This is a genomic window from Pontibacillus marinus BH030004 = DSM 16465, assembly GCF_000425225.1.
Lineage (GTDB): Bacteria > Bacillota > Bacilli > Bacillales > BH030062 > Pontibacillus > Pontibacillus marinus.
This window is the reverse complement of sequence record NZ_AULJ01000008.1, coordinates 91,857-110,901: the sequence shown is the minus strand read 5'-3', so window position 1 is coordinate 110,901 and position 19,045 is coordinate 91,857. Positions and strand designations below refer to the sequence as shown.

General features: G+C 39.2%; 16 protein-coding genes. 4 read left to right on the top strand and 12 right to left on the bottom strand.

Annotation, left to right across the window (positions count from 1 at the left end; all coding sequences use genetic code 11):
* Positions 1-139 precede the first annotated feature (139 nt).
* From prpB to H514_RS0101695, 7 genes are all read right to left on the bottom strand, one after another.
* On the bottom strand, positions 140-1,039 hold the full coding sequence (gene prpB, locus H514_RS0101725) for a methylisocitrate lyase (RefSeq protein WP_027445389.1): 900 nt from the start codon (positions 1,037-1,039) through the stop codon (positions 140-142).
* Between the two features lies 1 nt (position 1,040).
* Complete coding sequence (locus H514_RS0101720; protein WP_027445388.1) at positions 1,041-2,429, bottom strand: SLC13 family permease; 1,389 nt, start codon at positions 2,427-2,429, stop codon at positions 1,041-1,043.
* On the bottom strand, positions 2,419-3,942 hold the full coding sequence (locus H514_RS0101715) for a tripartite tricarboxylate transporter permease (protein WP_027445387.1): 1,524 nt from the start codon (positions 3,940-3,942) through the stop codon (positions 2,419-2,421). Before H514_RS0101715 ends, H514_RS0101720 begins: the two co-directional genes overlap by 11 nt.
* Before the next feature lie 15 nt (positions 3,943-3,957).
* Entirely contained in the window at positions 3,958-4,404 is a 447-nt protein-coding gene (locus tag H514_RS0101710) for a tripartite tricarboxylate transporter TctB family protein (protein WP_027445386.1), read from the bottom strand.
* Positions 4,405-4,489: 85 nt separating this feature from the next.
* Positions 4,490-5,476 (bottom strand): tripartite tricarboxylate transporter substrate binding protein, encoded by a 987-nt coding sequence (locus H514_RS0101705; RefSeq protein WP_027445385.1) that lies wholly within the window; start codon positions 5,474-5,476, stop codon positions 4,490-4,492.
* A gap of 535 nt (positions 5,477-6,011) precedes the next feature.
* Positions 6,012-6,698 (bottom strand): response regulator, encoded by a 687-nt coding sequence (locus H514_RS0101700; protein WP_027445384.1) that lies wholly within the window; start codon positions 6,696-6,698, stop codon positions 6,012-6,014.
* Positions 6,695-8,299, bottom strand: a complete 1,605-nt coding sequence (locus H514_RS0101695) for an ATP-binding protein (RefSeq protein WP_036841696.1) — start codon at positions 8,297-8,299, stop codon at positions 6,695-6,697. The genes H514_RS0101700 and H514_RS0101695 overlap by 4 nt, the downstream gene beginning before the upstream one ends.
* A gap of 217 nt (positions 8,300-8,516) precedes the next feature.
* On the opposite strand from H514_RS0101695, the gene H514_RS0101690 reads away from it, so the two are divergent.
* Genes H514_RS0101690 through H514_RS0101680 form a run of 3 tightly spaced genes read left to right on the top strand, consistent with a single transcriptional unit; the run spans position 8,517 to position 12,792 of the window.
* Complete coding sequence (locus H514_RS0101690) at positions 8,517-10,739, top strand: EAL domain-containing protein (RefSeq protein ID WP_036841698.1); 2,223 nt, start codon at positions 8,517-8,519, stop codon at positions 10,737-10,739.
* Between the two features lie 24 nt (positions 10,740-10,763).
* Positions 10,764-12,416 carry a thiamine pyrophosphate-binding protein gene (locus H514_RS0101685; RefSeq protein ID WP_231566549.1) on the top strand — a complete coding sequence of 551 codons (1,653 nt, stop codon included), beginning with the start codon at positions 10,764-10,766 and terminating at the stop codon, positions 12,414-12,416.
* A gap of 1 nt (position 12,417) precedes the next feature.
* Positions 12,418-12,792 (top strand): carboxymuconolactone decarboxylase family protein, encoded by a 375-nt coding sequence (locus tag H514_RS0101680; protein ID WP_027445380.1) that lies wholly within the window; start codon positions 12,418-12,420, stop codon positions 12,790-12,792.
* 72 nt (positions 12,793-12,864) lie between these two features.
* Here the strand turns inward: H514_RS0101680 and H514_RS22260 are convergent, their stop codons facing one another.
* Both H514_RS22260 and H514_RS0101670 read right to left on the bottom strand, forming a co-directional pair.
* Positions 12,865-13,377, bottom strand: coding sequence for an RNA polymerase sigma factor (locus H514_RS22260; RefSeq protein ID WP_154657293.1), 513 nt, complete (start codon positions 13,375-13,377; stop codon positions 12,865-12,867).
* Between the two features lie 322 nt (positions 13,378-13,699).
* Positions 13,700-16,180 carry an S-layer homology domain-containing protein gene (locus H514_RS0101670; RefSeq protein ID WP_027445379.1) on the bottom strand — a complete coding sequence of 827 codons (2,481 nt, stop codon included), beginning with the start codon at positions 16,178-16,180 and terminating at the stop codon, positions 13,700-13,702.
* Positions 16,181-16,397: 217 nt separating this feature from the next.
* On the opposite strand from H514_RS0101670, the gene H514_RS0101665 reads away from it, so the two are divergent.
* Positions 16,398-17,252, top strand: a complete 855-nt coding sequence (locus H514_RS0101665; RefSeq protein WP_027445378.1) for a hypothetical protein — start codon at positions 16,398-16,400, stop codon at positions 17,250-17,252.
* Between the two features lie 40 nt (positions 17,253-17,292).
* Here the strand turns inward: H514_RS0101665 and H514_RS25270 are convergent, their stop codons facing one another.
* From H514_RS25270 to H514_RS0101640, 3 genes are all read right to left on the bottom strand, one after another.
* A complete protein-coding gene (locus tag H514_RS25270; protein WP_267879762.1) occupies positions 17,293-17,418 on the bottom strand; it encodes a hypothetical protein in 126 nt (41 codons plus the stop codon).
* 397 nt (positions 17,419-17,815) lie between these two features.
* Positions 17,816-17,998, bottom strand: a complete 183-nt coding sequence (locus H514_RS0101650; RefSeq protein WP_036841702.1) for an aspartyl-phosphate phosphatase Spo0E family protein — start codon at positions 17,996-17,998, stop codon at positions 17,816-17,818.
* 334 nt (positions 17,999-18,332) lie between these two features.
* Positions 18,333-19,040 (bottom strand): Ig-like domain-containing domain, encoded by a 708-nt coding sequence (locus H514_RS0101640; RefSeq protein ID WP_027445376.1) that lies wholly within the window; start codon positions 19,038-19,040, stop codon positions 18,333-18,335.
* Positions 19,041-19,045: the final 5 nt, after the last annotated feature.

Here is a 19,045-nt window from a genome sequence, read left to right as displayed (position 1 = left end):
TTAAATATTTCCAATATAAAGTGCCTGCCCCCCACCGCTTTAAAGCAGTGGGGGGCAGGCACCAGTTCGACAAATTCCGGGTGGTGACAGGCACCACCCGAAAAAAGGCACCGCCCCGAAAAAAGGAAACACCCGAAACTCAAGGAAGCTCTGTCTTCGCAATCTGCTCATCCAGCGCCTCATAATCATCCAACCCAATTGTCTCATATAGTTCTTTTCTAGTTTGCATTCGATCCAAAATATCTTTTTGAGTCCCTTTTTCCATCAGCTCACCATACAGCATTTCATACGCTTTGGCCGCTACACGTAAAGAGGAGACCGGATAAATCACCATACTATAACCAAACGACTCAAACTGTTCAGCCGAATAATAGGGCGTCTTCCCGAATTCAGTCATATTGGCAAGCAATGGAGCACCCAATTCTCGCGAAACCTTTTCAAACTCTTCATCACTCTCAAAGGCCTCTGGAAAAATCGCATCTGCACCAGCTTCTTCGTATTTTTTCATACGATCCAACGCCGAATCCACACCTTCAACAGCTTTCGAATCCGTGCGTGCAATAATAATAATGGACGGTGCGATCTTCTTAATCGTTTGAATCTTAGATACCATCTCTTCAGCAGAAATTAATTTCTTTCCATTTAAATGGCCACATTTTTTCGGCATATCCTGATCCTCAATCTGGATAGCCGCCACGCCCGCTTCTTCCATTTCCTTCACAGTCCGAGCAGTATTCAACACGCCACCAAACCCATTATCAATATCCACTAACAACGGTAGATTCGTGGCACGGATAATATCACGCGCTCTTTCAGCCACTTCCTCAGAGTGTATGAGTCCAACATCCGGTAAACCTCGACTAGCCGTATAGGCTGCTCCGGATAAATAGAGACACTCAAACCCAGCTTGTTTAGCAACAAGACCAGACATGGCATCATGCGCACCAGGTATTTTAAGAATGCTACGATCTTTCATCCCTTCATAAAATTCCTGAGCTAATTCCTTTTGAGATCTTGATTCTTGAATAATCCACGTCATGCTATAAACCTCCTTGTAAAATGATTTGCCAATATGTAAGGACAGCTATCAAAACCACAACAACCCACGAAACTACAGCGATTTGCCCTACTCTCCATAAGTCCTTTCGATCAAAATAATGATACGAATGGCTAATCAAGTGTACAGGGGATTGAAAAATGAAAAAGAACCCTGGCACACCCACGACAAACACCATGAGTGCTACCATTAAAGGATCAACTGAGCTCATCTGCTGACCAACCGACACAGCTAGTGGAATCATAATGGTCATAAACCCTAACACATTCACAAAGACCATCCGCAACAATAACGTAAGCACAACTAGCGAAAGCATTAGAACGACCTTACCACTTGATGAAGTGAGTTCAACAAACAAATTCGACACCCACATCGTCGCATCCGTTTCAATCAGCAGTTTTGAAACCATGAGCGTAGCAGCGAAGAAGATAATTAAATCCCAATTGATCTTCCCTTTCGCATCATCCCAATTCCAGATGCCAATCTTCGGCAGAATGGTCAAACAGGCTCCCATTAATCCTATCAAGGAGATCGAAATCTCATGTAAGTCATGCGTCATCCACATCGTCACAACAAACACAATCACGAAAGACATCTTTATTTCAGCTCTGGATAAAGATCCTAACTCTCGCATTTTAAAATCAAGAAATTCTCTCAATTCTTCCTTCGCCGTATTTTCAGGTGGAAAGAACGAAATCATGATGAACCAGAAAATCATCGTAAACACGATTACAATTGGACCAATCAATAAGAACCAACTTATATAATTAAGCCCAGGAGCTCTCTCCGATAAAATCCCAAACACATAGATCGTCGAACTTGCTCCCGTTACAATCATCGTCCCAGCCAGGGCGCACAGTACACTTAATCCAATAAACAAACTCCGCCCTAGATTTTGAACATTTTGATGCTTCGATAAGTGCTTCATAATTTGGTCCAAAAGAGAAGCGACTAACGTTCCACGCCCAATATTTGAAGGAATCAGTAACGAAAGCAATAAGATTAACCAATACGACAAAAGAATCAAGAGAGAACCTGACCCTTTCGATAGGGCTAAAATCTTCAACGAAATCCGATGAGCTAAACCTGATTCAATAAAAGCTCCGGACAAGATAAAGGTCGCAAATAATAACCATACGACCTCTGATCCGATCACCTTCAACGTTTCTTCATAAGTAAAGAAGTGAACCGATAACAAAATGATTAAAATTAACGATGAAAAAGCTAAAGGAAACACCCGACTCAGCCACAACACTTGGATGATGACGAGTAATGCAATCGCCTGCATTTTAATATCCCAGCTTTGAAATGGGTTAAAAAACAAGACATATATCGTTAAAACTAAGCCTAACAAAAACGTTTTAGAGTTCATGATGGTTCCCAGCTGTATCCTGAGTTTTTCTCCGTTTCTGGATCATTTCCGTAATAAATGGATACGAAATAGATAGAATCGTTAGGATCAAAAGAACAACAGAAACCGTTGATTCAAAAAAGATCCCTAAAGACCCATCAGAGGATACTAAGCTTTTACGGAAGTTTTGTTCCATATCTGAGCCAACAATTACCGCCAAGATAAGTGGCGCAATCGGGAATTTGTAGATCTTCATCGCAAGCCCTACAACACCAAACAACAGCAAGATATAGAAATCAATAATACTGTAATTCAGGGTGTACGTTCCGATAAATGACAGAACAAAAATAACGGGATACAAGATTTTTGCCGGAGTATCTAATATCTTCACAAGTAACCCCAATAACAAAATGTTAATGAGAACAAGAAAGATGTTCCCGATAAACATACTTCCGACCAAGCTCCACACCATGTCCCCATTATGTTGGAACAATAAAGGTCCAGGCTGAACACCTAGCATAATAATAGCTCCAAGCATAACGGCGGTCGTCCCTGATCCTGGAATTCCCATCGTTAACAGTGGAATAAGGGCACCTACAGATGCAGCGTTGTTGGCAGACTCAGGAGCAGCAACCCCTTCAACAGCACCTTTTCCGAATTGGTCTTGTCGTTTCGAAAGCTGTCGTTCAGTTGTATAGCTAAGCATAGAGGCGATGGAACCGCCTGCTCCAGGTAGAACACCAATCAAGAATCCTAAAGGTCCGCTTCGTAAAATCGGCCATTTGGATACTTTCCACTGATCTTTTGTGATCCACTTCTTTCCGACCGACTTTTTATCTCCCTTAGGCTTATCGATCGAAACAAGGTTATATAGAACCTCCCCTACCGCATAAATTCCGATAATTATAACAAGAAAATCAATACCTTCACTTAACTGAGGAATCCCCATTGTGAAACGATAGACACCACTTTGAAGATCCACTCCAACTGTGCTCAAGAGAAGACCCACTGACATCGAGATGAAGCCTTTTACCATATTTCCTTTTGATAAAGATACAATCGCTGATAATGTAAAGACCATCAATAAGAAATACTCTGCGGGTCCGAATTGCAAAGCGAACTCAGCTAATGGTTTTGCTAGAAAAATAAACCCGATAACGGCGATGACGCCACCAATTAGAGATGCGATTGCCGACATCGCAAGTGCCTGCCCCGCTCTACCTTGCTGAGACATTGGGTAACCATCAAATGTAGCAGCAATGGCTGAGCCATCTCCCGGTGTATTTAATAAGATGGAACTTCTTGATCCGCCATACATCGCACCGTAATAAATCGCAGCCATGAGAATTAATGCGCTAGTCGGGTCCATCCCAAATGTGATCGGAATCAGTACGGCTACTGCTGTCGCAGGTCCTAATCCAGGAAGCATGCCGACAACGGTTCCTAAAAATCCGCCAACTAGAACCCATAACAGATTCATAGGCTGCATTGCAGTTTTAAATCCTTCCATTAAGGTTTGAATATCTACGCCCATTTCGTCTCAACTCCTTTACGGTAGACTGACCTGAAGTAGTACACCAAAGGCATACCAGGATGCAAATGAAAAAATAAGAGCCGTTGCGATGTTGACCATCCACTTCTTCTTACCGTTAATTAAAAATAATAAGCTTGCCATAAAAAGAATGGTTGAAATTAAAAAGCCGATCCATTCAAAAATCAACGTATAACCCAAGGCTAATAATAGAGAGAGACCAATAAGCTTAGGGACTCTTCCTTGTAAAAGCTCTTGAACAGCTTCTTTTTCTTCCATCTCCGTCTTTCGCCACTCTTGGATGAAATACACAATACTCAAGATAAGGAGAAAAATCCCTAGCATCATTGGAAAGTAAACAGGTGCATTTGGATTTCCTAATCTGGCTTTTGGTAGATTCAATGTCGCTATGATGACACCGATACTCACAACGAAAAATAGTAACGGCATAATAAGCCTCGCCATGACGGTTTCCCCTTTCGTCTATGAATGTAAAGAATCGCAAATGGAAACAACCGCATTGCTTCCATTTACGATTAAGATTCCTGTTTTATTCGGCTAGACCCGATTTCTTCACAAGGTCGCTATACATCTCTTCTTGTTCTTTTAAGAACTTCTTCGTTTCGCTACTATCCTTGTAGAAGGACTGCCATTCATTGTTCTTAAGAATCTTCTTCCATGCATCCGTTTCCGTCATTTTCTTCAGCTTTTCATCCCAATATGCAATTTCTTCTTCTGTCATATCAGGTGGTCCCATAACACCGCGCCAGTGAGGGAATACCATGTCTACACCTTGCTCTTTCCATGTTGGAATATCTTCAAGTCCATCAAGGCGTTCTTCAGAGGAAACAGCTAGGATATCAACTTTATCTGCTTTATACTGTTGCTTCGCTTCAGATACAGACATTGTTGCTACATCAACGTGTCCACCAAGTAGTGCGGAAACAACATCGCCACCACTTTCATACACAAGGAAATCTAGTTTCGTTACATCAACACCATATGTTTTCGCTGCTTGAACGAAGGATAAGTGGTCATCGTTTCCTAGACCTGGTGCAACTGCAATCTTAAGAGACTTCGGATCTTTCTTCAGTTGCTTCATTAACGCTTCTGCATTTTTAATAGAAGAATCTTTCGGGATAGCTACTGCTTCCCATTCAGTTGTTAAAATCGCTAAAGGCGTGAAGTCTTTGTATGTTAGCTGACTTTTACCTAATAGGTTATTGGTAAGTACAAGACTAGAGTTAACAGATAGTGTATGAGGATCTTGCTTCTTCAAGTATTTCCAACCTACTTCTCCGCTACCTCCAGGTTTGTTGACAACGTTCATATTCTCTTCAACAATCTTTTCATCATTTAATACCTTCTTCATTGCACGGGCTGTCGCATCCCAACCCCCACCTGGTGAAGCTGGTGCTACGAACTCAAGATCTTTACTCGGATAACTCTCCCCTCCATCTCCACTCGATGACTGAGAGCCACAAGCCGTTAAAGCCATAAGCGTAAGGATACTTAAGAAAATCAATAATTTCTTCATCTTTTTACCCCTCCAAATTTGTCTGAAAGTTTTGTTATTTCTTTCAATGATTATTTTACATACCAAGACCGCCGATGTAATCGTTTTCAAAATTAAAATAGAAAACAACATTAAGGGAATTTTGTTCATTTTGTTCACAGTTATGCAAAAGCGTAAGCGCCCGGGTAGCAACGTATATGCTGGACTGAGCCGCAGTAAGATTAACTAAACTTGCTGATTGGCAAGCCGACAGGCTCAGACAGAAGCTTAGTTGCCGTGGTACTTTAACCTAGAAATTTTAACAACGTCGAATTTCTTCATTGTTAAAATTTCATATCACTAAACGTGTAAAGGAAACACGAAGAGCATAGCGATTCGATGTTGACTTATCTTACGGAGAAAGAATGATCGACTAAAACCGTCACGTCCTGTGACAACGTCGATCTGACCCACGTCGTGTGGGCCCAAGCATACTAGTTGCTGGGCGCTGGAGCTGGATGTGGCCACAATCTAATATGTAAAAAAACCCTGAGCCTTTCAAAAGGCGATCAGGGTTCTATTTACTAGAATAAATACGCTCAGGTCTTCCTACCACACCATACTCTAGCTCAGCCTGGACTTTTTTGACGGAGATTAAGTACTCTAAATAACGTCTGGCTGTTGTTCGCGAAGCACCCATTTGTTGAGCGACTGAGTCAGCAGTCAGCCCCTCTTTATTTTGATGCAAAACATCCATAACCTTTTCTAGCGTTAAAGGGTCTACGCCTTTAGGTAACTCTTCTTGCGGAAACGAATCCGATTCTTGCTTTTTCAGCCCGAACATTTTATCTGCAAAAGCTTGATCAAATTCCTCTTTGGATTGAATCTGGCTATTTTGCTCCTTATATGCTTGTATCACTTCAGTAAACTTCTCTAAAGACACAGGCTTGATTAAATAAGAAAAGACGCCGTTACGTAAGCACGCTTCTAAAAACTCTTTATCCGTTGCAGCTGAAATGATGATAATATCAACGGTTGGAAACTTCTTTCGAATATCAGGAATAAGATCGATTCCCAACTGATCAGGCATATAAATATCTAGTAAAAGGAGGTCTACCTCATTTTCTTCAAGCGCTTGCAAGGTTTCTTGAGCATTTAAGGCTTTCCCTACCACACGTACATCATCTATTTTTTCTAAGAATTGCTCTTGAATGCGTAACACACGAAAATCGTCTTCTGCTATGACTGCTCGAATCTCACTCATGCTTCTCCCTCCTGTGGTGATTCTTTTGGGATGTAAACTGTAAATGTCGTCATTCCTGATTCAGATTGGATGTCCATGGATCCGCCTAATTCTAGTACGGCTTGTTTTACATTATATAATCCAAACCCGTGATTATAGGAACCTTTTGTTGAGAATCCTTTTTCTGTAATTTTATCAATTTCATCGTTTGATATCCCCTTGCCATAATCCGTCACTTCAAAAATAATGTCATCACCAAAGTCCATTGTGAAAATCGATACGTGTTGATCCTCCTGGTCCATCACCGCTTCAAAAGCATTATCGATGAGGTTTCCAAGAATCGTAACTAAAGGAGAAACGGTAATATGTTCAGGCAGCTCAGCTAATGAACTATTGGAATCAATCTCTAAATCTATCTTTTTCTCTGAGGCTTTGCTAATTTTACCTAGAATAATAGCTTGGACCTTGGGATCCTGTATTTGATGGAACAGAATTTGATTTTGCTTTTCCAATACTTTCGATTCCTCTTCGATCATTTCTAAGGCTTCATCATAATGCTCCAATTGTAATAAGCCAGAAAGAATATACATCTTATTGGTGAACTCATGTGTCTGAGCTCTGAGGTCTTCCGAATATTGACGAACCTCGTAAATCGTATCCGCCATTTCCCTGATTTCAGTTTGATCTTTAAAAGTCGCCACTACACCAATGGCTTCTTTTTTATTCACAACAGGCGTACACGTTACGATAAGCTGACGTCCCTGTTCATACATCTCCCAATTATGGATGACTTGAGTTCCATTTAAAATAGCATCAACATCCACATGGGGTAAGATCAGATGTATTTGTTTCCCCACCCAATCATTGTCGATATCTAACAGTTTTCGGGCTGAACGATTAATCAGGGTAATACGACCTGTTTTGTCCATAGCAATAAGCCCTTCATTAATAGACCGAAGAATGGCTCCACGCTCTCGATAAAGCTGAGCAATCTCAGCAGGTTCAAGGCCTAAGGTATCTCTCCTGATGTTTCGTGCTAAAAAGATACTTCCCATTAAGCCCAGGAATAAGGCAAGGATTGAAAATGTAATCACGGTAAACACCTTATCGGATATCCTCTCATGAATCCCTTCATAAAAATAACCTACTGTGACTACACCTAGTATTCTTCCTTGTTCGCCAATGATAGGCGCCTTCCCGCTTAGTGCTTTTTTATCATTGAATTCAGTGTCTGTTTGATAGTAGCCTCCGAAAACAATAGCCGTGTAATTTTGATCAGAAGGCCGTTTGTTTCCAATTAAATATCTAGAGGTATGCGAATAAACCACACCATCTCTAGTTGCGACCTCAACAAAATCCGCATCTACTTGTCCCTGCATCTGGGTAGCTAAGGTTCTTAATTCACGGGATGGGTAGAATTCTTGGATCCCTTTTATTACAGTGGGCATATAGGAAATGGTTTTGGCTGTTTGCAGAGCTAAACTACCTGTATGATTTCGAATTTGTTTGGTTTCTATGTAAGTGAAGGCGCTCGTTAAGATTACGGTCACCATTAAGATTAAGGCTGTAACTAAGCCTAGTATTTTGGTTTGTAAGGATACGTTTAGTAAGCGCTTTAGCATAAGACCCCTCAAATGAACTTTTATTATTTTCTCTATCATAGAGGATGAGTTGAGTTGAGACAATAGATAAAACCTGGTGCCTGACCCCCACCGCTTTACTGCATCACTCCAGTGGGGATCAGGCACCTCTTGAACGAAATTGACACATTCAACCGCTTTCGTTTATATTTAAGTTTTGAAGGTCGATTCATAGGACTTCAGGAGGGGGAATGTGAAAATGGAACCTCAGTACATAAAAGAATCGAATAGAATGTGTAGGGAAATGGGAATGGATCCGAATGAGGTCTCCCGTCCCAAGCAATTTTTAAGCGACATAGAACTAGATCAAAAAAGAAGATCCTATAGTGAAATCTTATCTGTTGTGAGCTTTTTTTCTAATAAATTGCTAGATTCCTTAAAAGGAACTCCAATCCTCGTTGTCGTATCTGATGCTAATGGCTATCTCCTCGATATCGAAGGAGACGAAACAATCAAAACGACCATTGAGCAGTTTGGAATTATACCAGGATGCAGATTTACTCAAGAAGATACAGGGACAAATGTAGTCAGCCTTTCCTTACAACAAAAACACCCGATCAGTATCATAGGCGAACAACATTACCATACATTCCTACATGAGATTGCGTGTTATGGAACTGCTTTTCACTACACTGATGACAATAATCTTTTAGGCAGTGTATGTATTATGATGCCTCAACAGTTTCAAAACCCACTCTTCTTAACCATGCTAACCCAGGCAGTCGATTCGATTGAAAGAGAATTATTACTAAGAAAACAAAATCGTCAGCTCAATATCATGAATCAAATTATGTTGAGCCGAACAAGTAACGGGATTGTTATCACTGATGAGCAAGGGATCACAACTGAGTTTAATGATTTCGCTCAAGAGATCTCGAATAATACTAGAGAATCAGTTGTTGGACGAAACATCCAAAACTCCCCTCTCACGGGTGAATATTTTAAGGAAGTACTCGAGCACGAAAAGATATTCAAAAATGAAGAGCTTCAATTTACAAAAGAGGATGGCAATGAGGTCGTCTGTCTATTCGATGCGCAACCCATTTATGAAGAGGACAAAATGATTGGTGCCTTCGGTCAGTTCAGAGATATCTCAAAACGTCACTCACTTCAGCAAAGATTTAACTACTTGGCTTATCACGATGATCTAACAGATTTACCAAACAGACGATACATAAAAAACGAAATGGAAACCATTATTCATGATATTAATGAGGGACAAAATCGGAGCCTAGCTCTACTATTCATTGACCTCGATCGTTTCAAAATTATTAACGATAATTTTGGTCATTCTAATGGAGACCAATTCTTGGATGAAGTAAGTAAGCGCCTGTATAGTTGCCTTGGTGAAAAAGATGTGCTTGCACGTATGGGTGGAGATGAGTTCATTTTCCTTCTAAAAGACTTTGAAGATGAAAGCTATGTAACCGAAAAAGCAGAGAAAGTTCTAGAGCTTTTTCATGAGCCGTTTCATGTGGGTGCCAATGAATTACACACCACAGCCAGTATTGGAGTAGCGATTTATCCTGACTCACCTATATCTATGGAAGACTTGATGGTTTATGCAGATAACGCCATGTATCAGGCAAAATCCCAAGGGAAAAATCGCTATGTCGTGTACACATCCGAATTGCTAGAAGATATGATGGAGGAATATAGTCTTGAGGCTGATTTAAGAAAAGCAATGGATCATGAGGAGTTCGTCCTTCATTATCAGCCACAATTCAATAACGCAACTGGAGAATTAATAGGCTTTGAAGCATTAATCCGTTGGCAACATCCTACACTTGGACTTCTATCTCCAGCGAAATTTATTAAACTAGCAGAGAAAAATGGGCTAATCACTCAAATCGGTGAATGGGTCATTAATGAAGCATGCTCGCAAAATAAAAAATGGCAGGATGCCGGGATGGAACCTGTAAAAATTGCTGTCAATCTATCAACGCAACAATTTCTTACAAGAGACCTCGTCAAATTTATAGAGCGTGTATTAAAACGTACAGAACTGGATCCGCAATACCTTGTCGTAGAGATTACGGAATATATGGCAATGGAGTATGACTATTCCCTTTCTGTATTAGAACAATTAAAAGCATTAGGTATTTGTATTTCAATTGATGATTTTGGAACAGGTTACAGTTCTCTCAATTACCTTAAGGACTTCCCGATTGATTATATTAAGATCGATAAATCCTTTGTAAATGAGATTATGAATGACCACAACGATGCCGTAATTGTAAAAGCGATCATCACATTAGCTCACAACTTAAACTTGCAGGTGATTGCTGAAGGCGTAGAAACAGCTGATCAGTTAAATTTCCTTAAAGAGTACCTATGTGATGTAACACAAGGTTATTTCTTTAGCAAACCACTTCCTGCTCAAGAGATTGAACAAAAGTACTTAGCATGGCAGAGCAACTAAAGAGTAGAGAGGATGAAAGGAAACATGCAAACCACAAACAACATGAGAACGACAGCATCCGTTTTAGTCGAGAATTTTAAGTCTTGGGGGCTTGAGCATATTTTCGGGATACCGGGAAAAGCAATCTCCCCTATTATTTTTGAACTATTAAATTATGATATGGAATTTGTCTTAAGTAAGCATGAAGGAGCTGCAGGGTTTGAAGCTGCAGGTTATGCCATGATGAATGAAAAAATAGGGGTTGCAGTAGGGACATCCGGACCTGGTGGGACAAACCTTCTTACCGCAGCTGGTCAGGCAAAAGCTTTTCACGCTCCCCTTTTGATTATCACAGGACATCCATCGTTAAAAGATACAGGTCAGGCTATGGGGCAAGACTCAAGCATGTTCGGAACGGATCTCGTGGAGATGTTTAAGTCCGTCACTAAATTCAGTGCCCGCGTTGAACGAGGGGACATGCTCCAGTCACTTTTAAGGCATGCCCTCGAGAAAGCGGTAACAGGAGTGAAAGGACCCGTCCATTTATCCATACCGTTCGACATCTTACTAGGAGAAATCGATCCTTTCCATATCGAAATACCTGAACCTCATCAAATGATTTCACCAGCTACTGATGAAGTTGTAGAAAAATTGAATGAAGCTAAACGCCCCCTATTATTTCTTGGAAAAGGCGTTCATTCTAGCAAAGCATATAATGAAGTGCAGCAACTTGCAGAACATTGGAATATCCCCGTCATCACCACTCCAGGAGGAAAAGGAACGTTCATATCAAATCACAAACTTTCACTGGGTGCATTTGGGTTAGGAGGCACTAGTGAAGCAAGGGAATACCTTGAACAAGGAGTGGACCTTTTAATCGTTATCGGAACAAGATTAAGTGACATGTCCCTCCCAGACTTTTCTCAAGAGATGTATCCAGAGCACCTTATTCATTTTGATTATGACCCAACTTTTATTCGAAAATCTATTAATGTTCCCACTACCCCCGTTCTTGGAGATATTCAATCAAACCTAACCACAATTCTCAAAGACATCCCTAAAACAAATAGCGAAACCTTTTTAGAACCGATCGAAATGAACGTCATAAATGAAAACATGCCAGGCGAGCGAATGTCTGCCGCTTCAGCATTACAAGCATTGCGAAACGCGTTACCAAATGAAGCCGTGGTTTTTGGTGACGATGGGAGCCACTCCTTCTACGGCATTAGATACTTTGATATATACGAGCCAGGCACATATTTCTTTGATGATATATTTGGTGCAATGGGTAACGGCATTGGTTATTCCATTGGAGCTAAATTAGCCGCTCCCGAGAAACCGATTGTTTGCTTAGTTGGAGATGGCTGTATGTTCATGCACGGCACAGAAATTTCTACGGCTTACAATTACGACTCTCCTGTACTGTTTATTGTTCTAAATAATGGGCGACTCGACATGGTTGAAAAAGGAATGCGAAAAATGATCGGAACATCCATAGGTGGAGTGTACGAAACAGCCCTTGATGCAGCCCGATTTGCCGAATCTATGGGACTTGAAGCATATACCTGTCAACATTCTTCTGATTTAACCGATACTATAAAAGGAGCACTACATAGGTTGGAAGAAACACAGAAGCCTATCGTGGTGGAAGTATTAGTTGATGAAGATGAAATTCCACCAACCATGGGGAGGCAGTAACTTGGAAGATAAGAAGCGATACGAAGCCGGCATTCAAGCCATGGAAGAGTTGTTTTCCTCAGAGGTTCGAAAAGGTATGCAAGAGATGAAGCAAATTTCCCCTGACTTTTGGGAGATGATTGTCTCATTTGGCTTTGGAGACCTCTACTCACGAGAGGCACTTTCCCTATCACAAAGGGAAATCGTGACTCTAACAACACTCATTACCCAAGGAGCATTTGATCAACTCAAAGTCCACCTTGAAGCTGCTCTGAACGTCGGACTATCCAAAGAAGAAATCATGGAAGTCATCATCCACTGTTCAGGATACGTCGGATTCCCGAAAGCCGTTCAATCAATGGGGATTGCGGCAGAGGTTTTTAAGAATAATGAGTAATGTGTGCTTTACAAATGCCTTTATAAGTGCTTGACCCTCACCGCTTTAAAGCAGTGGGGGGTCAGGCACTTCCTATATTTCCAGGTACGCCAACACTACTGGCTCCTTCATCAACTTCCGCTTCGCCAGTCTCCCCCAATTCTTCACAGCATCCACTGTCACCTGTTCACGCAGAGCGATCTCCTTAATAGATAAATCCTCAATCACAAAACCATCAAACCACTTCCGTTGATTCTTACTCAGCTTACTGATGATCTCCTGATATAAATACGGATCCCATTCAAACTCATGCGGACCGATCGTAGCCTCGTTTGTACTCTTTACCATGATCTCTTCTATCTGTTCCTGCTTACGGTTCTTTTTCCGTATCAAGCTGATCAATCGATTGCGAATAATAAAATACGTGAAGGTAGACCTCTTCCCTTTCTTTTCGTCATAAGTTTGGCTCACTTCCCAAAGAGCGAGGACGCCCTCCTGGAAAAATTCCTTATGAGGATCCATAATACCTAAACGATTTATGAGGTTATGAATCATCGGTTTATATTCTCCTAATAACTGTTCAAATGATAACGACTCTTCTACCACAAACGGCCTCAATTCGAAAAGCGCGCTTTTCAGTTTTTCCGCGGTAGGTTGATCATATCGAAGCCTTTCTTACGTATCACCTGAGCAAACGTTACGTTTGGAGCACGGAATGTAACGTTTGAGTATGTGGAATGTCATATATACCCTAGAAAACGTTACATATAGTATGAATTTTAAAAAGTGCCTAACCCACACCACGTTAAAGCATCACCACGGTGAGGTCAGGCACTAAAAATAAAGACAGTAAAAGTATGCACTAAAGAGCTTAAAAAATCCCGCATCACAAGAGTGATACGGGATTTTTTAAATTATAGATTTTCTATTAACCATTAATCAACTTAACAAAGCTCAAGAACTCATCAAGTACTTTTGCCATTTCAGCACGGTTGATATCACCGTATGGATCGAAGTTTCCGTTTCCACGGCCACTCATGATCTCAGCTTGAAGAAGAAGTTCAACGTTATCGCGGGACCATTTTGCAATTTGATCGTAGTCCTCGTATTTCGTAACCTCTTTATCTTGGTTTAACTCGGATTTGTCGTAACTTACAAAATCCATAGCACGTTTGATCATAGCAGCAGTTTCATTACGAGTTACATAGCTATCTGGATCAAAGGTACCGTCTTCACGTCCCTGGATGATGCCAGCATCAACAGCAGCTTCAACATGGTTCGCATACCATTTACCTTCTTTAACATCTGGGAACATACCTTCAAAATCTACTTCTTCATCAACAAGGCCTAGCGCACGAGAGATAAGCGTTGTGAACTCGGAACGCTTTATGTGATCTTTCGGTGCATAAGTACCATCTAATTTACCTTGAATAATATATTTAGAAGCCAGTTTTTCAATCGTTTCTTGGTTCCAAGTATCTTCAATATCAGAGAATGTCTTGTCGTTCTCAACGATTGTATATTTACTGTTAGACATACTCTTCACTGTAGCTTTAGTGCCGTCAAATAGCGTTGGAACAGCAGTAAACGTTCCATCATCATTTAAGCGAACTGCTGTAGAGTGAGTCATATCAAATTCTTGGTCGCCTTCTATTTCACGCTCTACATACTTTTTAAAGCGTTTGATTTCCTTCTTCTTACTACCGTCTTTCGTACGAGCTTCCACTTTAAATTCAATAACCTTTGATACAGGTCGAAGATTATTTTGTGTAACATTCTCTACTACTTGTTCATCATCTTCTGGAACTTCATTAACTTGAACAGAGATCTCAACATCATCTGAAGTCAATTCAGCAGCTTCGTCACCAAGTTCCTCTTTAAGTTGCTCAGAGAATTCTTTAGCAAGCTCATCTGTATTTACTTCATTTACTGGAAGCTTGTATGAAGCACCATCTGTAGCTACTTCAACAATCGCATTTTCGTTCTTCTCTTTAACGGCATTAAGTGCATTTGATGGAATGGATACTTCACCAATATCTTCTGCATTGTCCTTCTCTATTTGAACACGAATGCTCTTAACTTGTTCAGGTTCTTTATCTTCAAGTCCTTTTGCAACTTCATCAGCATTTAGCTCAACCTTAACAACCGTTTTTCCTTCTTCATTCTTTTCTTTTGTAACCGTAACAGCATCATTATCTACAATAACTTCACCGTCGGCAGGATCCACATCTAGATCAACATCACCTGTATCTTCTTCAGAATCCTCTGTACCGTCTTCGTCTTCTGTATTATCAGGTTCATCATCAGATCCGCCGTTATCTCCACCAGATGGGGTACCGCCACCAGTGTTTCCTCCTGTATTACCACCAGTAGAAGCTTGTGTTACTGTAACAGTTTCCACAGCACTTTCATTACCTGCTGCATCAACTGCCTTCACTTCTAGCACCGTGCCTGCTGATTGACTTGGGATAGTTACAGAATAGTTACCGTTTGCATCTGCATATGTAGGGTTAGCATGAATTACACTTCCCGTATTTTGGTCAACAATAAAAATTTCGGAGTATTTATCAGCAGTACCAGAGATAGATGTATCATTACTATCAATAGCATTAACAGTTGGTTTAACCGGTGCTGTATTATCCACTTCTGCTAGTGCAGCACGAATTAAAGATTTTTGACCTTCAATTATCGTATTACTACTGATGCTACTATTATTTTTCAATCCAGTTAATACACCAATTAAACCATCTTTATCGAGTGAAATTTTATTATTTACTTGCTCATATGCATCATGGTACTTAAAACTCTCATCTTGTAACTTAGTTAGTGCTTTATCATACGCAGCATTTAAAAGCAAAGTCATAGTTGTATCATCGATTTCCCCACCAGCAAATACTGCTTCTAACATGGACTTATAGCTATTATTACTACTTTGTAACAGGTTTAAAGCTTCTGTCTCAACAGTCGCAATAAGGTTCAACATCTCTGCAGATGTAACAGATACACCAAGTTTGGTATTAAACCATTCTGCATCATATTCAGTTAAAAACGTATCGATAGCAGTTTTTAATTGGTTCGTGTTACTTGCATAAAGAATCTCCGACAAATCTGTAGTAAAGTTCTTAAATTCTTCCTCAGTTAATGGATTATCAGTAATTTGTGCATGTATTTCAGTCCACGTGCTATCAGATGCATTAACAAAAGCATCTCTAGCATTGCGAAGTGCCTGACCATCTTCTGTAGATAGGTTATCATAGACACCATCTAAACGATCTACTAAATCTTGTACATCCTGATAGTCATTCTCCGCTGCCATTACTGTTCCTGTTGGAATGCTAACAACTGCAGAGGTTGCCAGTGATGTAGCAAGAATACTGTTAAGTTTAGGTTTTAAATTCTTTTCCTTCATTATTACATTCACCTCTTAAAATAAATTATAGCTTTCACATACAAACGAACTATATTTTGTGCAAATTCTGGCTGATAAAAAAGATATATAAATTCATATTAAAGCAAAATCTAGTAAACATCAATTAGTATAATGGAATATTGTTCTTGTTAAGTGATTTTTTACATTCGTTAATAATGGTATAATACATAAAAAATAGGCAAGAAAGGTGATAGGATTGAAGAAATGGATTAAATATAGTTTAGTAGTCCTAGTAATTGCGACGTTAACTGGTGGAAGCTGGTTTACATATACATTCTTTATTAAGGATTATGAAACAGCTGATGAGGAAGTAGATAAAATTGTAGATACTGAATTTGATATTACATTACCAGATAATGAGAACATAATATCTGAAAATGAGGGGTCTGATAAAAAGCAAGCTAACGGGGATAGTGAAACTCCTTCTAACCAAGAGTCCTCTAAAGATGATAAGAGTAATGAAGCTGAGGATAGTAAAGATACTTCTTCAAAGCAAAATCAGGTAGACTCAAATAGATCAACAAATAAGGACACTTCTTCTAGTCAAAACTCATTTAACGAAACCACAGATAAAAAAAACACAGAAACTTCTCATAACCGAACAGAATCAGATGAAACAAAAGAAAAGAAAGAAAGTGATAGCCAGTCTGAGACTAATCAAGAGGAGGAAAAATCAAATAAAACAGATGAAAATTCCCCAACCGTTGAAGATATCAAAAACCGCTATCGCCCATCTTTTCAGGCATTACAAGATCAAGCACTAGCAAAGTTAAATAATTTAGTAACATACGCTTATGATGAATATAAAAGAAAGAAAAAAAGTGGAGAGAAAGTTTCTTACGGTTATTTTTTTAAAAAATACAAATCTGCAGCCAAAGAGTTGGAGGCAAAAACAGATGCAACATTCCAGAGGTTATATTCATCCCTTCAGCAAGACCTGGTCGAAAATGGCTTTAGTAAACAAGACGCTTCAGACGTAAAAGAGTACTATAAGCAAAGAAAAGAAAGTCGAGAAAGTCAAATGCTTTCAAAAGTACTTGAGAACTTTTAAGTTTAAGGGACTAACCAATTTAACGTTAGTCCCCTTTTTTCTACCTCAGCATCAGGTAATTAATTAACTCTGACAACACTTCCTCAGTTGTAGAAATATCCATCTGCTCATTACGCTTAATCAGATCTTCCATAATGATTTTTAATTGATATTTATCTTCTTCCATAAAGCACCTCTCTGACACTATTAGAAACTATTATACTATATAAATTCCAAATTCTACATTAAAAAATGGGGGACCAACTATAATTTCTGATAATTTAGATTTTTTTACCTAACCGACACCGTTCGATACATTTTTTAACAGTAATGAAATATACTAGTTAAAAATGAGTCGGAGGGATTATTTTGCCTTATTATGCTTTCAAGGAAATTTGGACACCCCTTAAGATATTTCGTATAAGACTATTTAGGGAGACCCATGAAAAAACTTTTTGGATGAAAGTCGGTAACAATCCGAGAAAACCTTTGTTTGGTTGATAAAGGGGTTCATCCCCCCCTTTATCAACGTGAATTTTCTTGGATACATACTATTTTTTACAAGCAGTGTACTTAATCCGACACTAAGGTACAGAAACATGTATTTGACCTTTCAATTGCTTTTGGTACACTACAAGTAATCTGTCTAATTCTTGACTTACTTCCAATGTATCCTCACTTAGAAGACCAGTTTCATTTGCAATTCTAATCATTTCTTCTTTTTTAAACTCAATCTCTACACTTAATTCTTCCATATTTTTCATCATTTTGTTCCTCCAACTACCCTAATAAAAGGAACATCTTTTTTTACTAATGGTGTATCTATGTATAGATAGTATTTCTTATCAAACAACATGATATCTCCTTATAATTGATTTTTAGCAGGAGAATACTACCACATCAGAAATATCATAATTTGTATAATTATGTCGAACTCTACAAAAATGAGAATAAATACCCACGATTTAGATCCTATATGAGTTAAGGTTCTTAGAATATAACACCAATATTTCTGCCAACATTGGTGAAGAGCAGGATGATTAATTAGATAAAAAATGCCTAGTACTAGAAACTTTAAAGTTTAGTACTAGGCAACTTTTATTATAAAGAAACAGAACCTTTCATTTCATTCTTCTCCGCTTCATACTCTTCCTTAAACGGCTCAGCTTCACTAGAACTATAGCCGTTTTCTACTAATTCATTAACAAGATCCTCATAAATTGCATTAAATGATGCATCTGTACTTGCTTCTAATTCTGTAGCTTTTTGAGAATACTTGGTCATTAGTTCATCTAAAGCACCTCCATTAGCTAACTCAGTTTTCGCATCCTTGACTAGCTGGTTAAAACGATTCTCTGCATCAGATTGCAAATCAGAAAACTTCTTTTCATATTCACTCAAAATATCATTTAATGTAGTATCTTCTTCTTGACTACTATCTGATGAAGATTGCTCTGCTGTGACAAACTTCATTTTCACATTATTTGCGATAGATTTTTCACTTATAGATTTCACATCAGTTGTAATATGAAGGAAATAGGTTTGTTTTTCTTTATAAGGATTAAGGTTCTTTACAGTTACACTTTTGAGACTTGATCTTAATCGTATTGAACTTAATTTATTGCCGTTGCTATCTGTTACATAAATGTTATTTTCATTAATAGAATCCTGCAATATTACAGTGTTAAATTGAATATTCCATTCTTTGGTTACAGATACACCCACCTGATCCCAATCTGATTCTGCAGATGCTTGGTTAGCAAAAGCAACGAAAAATAACAGGACAATTAAACTCGCTCTTTTAATCATAAAAA

Coding starts and splice junctions, on each gene's coding strand:
- H514_RS0101705 (WP_027445385.1), bottom strand. CDS start 5,476: ATGAAGAAATTATTGATTTTCTTAAGTATCCTTACGCTTATGGCTTTA.
- prpB (WP_027445389.1), bottom strand. CDS start 1,039: ATGACGTGGATTATTCAAGAATCAAGATCTCAAAAGGAATTAGCTCAG.
- H514_RS0101715 (WP_027445387.1), bottom strand. CDS start 3,942: ATGGGCGTAGATATTCAAACCTTAATGGAAGGATTTAAAACTGCAATG.
- H514_RS0101685 (WP_231566549.1), top strand. CDS start 10,764: ATGCAAACCACAAACAACATGAGAACGACAGCATCCGTTTTAGTCGAG.
- H514_RS0101700 (WP_027445384.1), bottom strand. CDS start 6,698: ATGAGTGAGATTCGAGCAGTCATAGCAGAAGACGATTTTCGTGTGTTA.
- H514_RS0101640 (WP_027445376.1), bottom strand. CDS start 19,040: ATGATTAAAAGAGCGAGTTTAATTGTCCTGTTATTTTTCGTTGCTTTT.
- H514_RS0101650 (WP_036841702.1), bottom strand. CDS start 17,998: ATGATGAAAAATATGGAAGAATTAAGTGTAGAGATTGAGTTTAAAAAA.
- H514_RS0101695 (WP_036841696.1), bottom strand. CDS start 8,299: ATGCTAAAGCGCTTACTAAACGTATCCTTACAAACCAAAATACTAGGC.
- H514_RS0101720 (WP_027445388.1), bottom strand. CDS start 2,429: ATGAACTCTAAAACGTTTTTGTTAGGCTTAGTTTTAACGATATATGTC.
- H514_RS0101690 (WP_036841698.1), top strand. CDS start 8,517: ATGGAACCTCAGTACATAAAAGAATCGAATAGAATGTGTAGGGAAATG.
- H514_RS0101670 (WP_027445379.1), bottom strand. CDS start 16,180: ATGAAGGAAAAGAATTTAAAACCTAAACTTAACAGTATTCTTGCTACA.
- H514_RS25270 (WP_267879762.1), bottom strand. CDS start 17,418: ATGGAAGAAGATAAATATCAATTAAAAATCATTATGGAAGATCTGATT.
- H514_RS0101710 (WP_027445386.1), bottom strand. CDS start 4,404: ATGGCGAGGCTTATTATGCCGTTACTATTTTTCGTTGTGAGTATCGGT.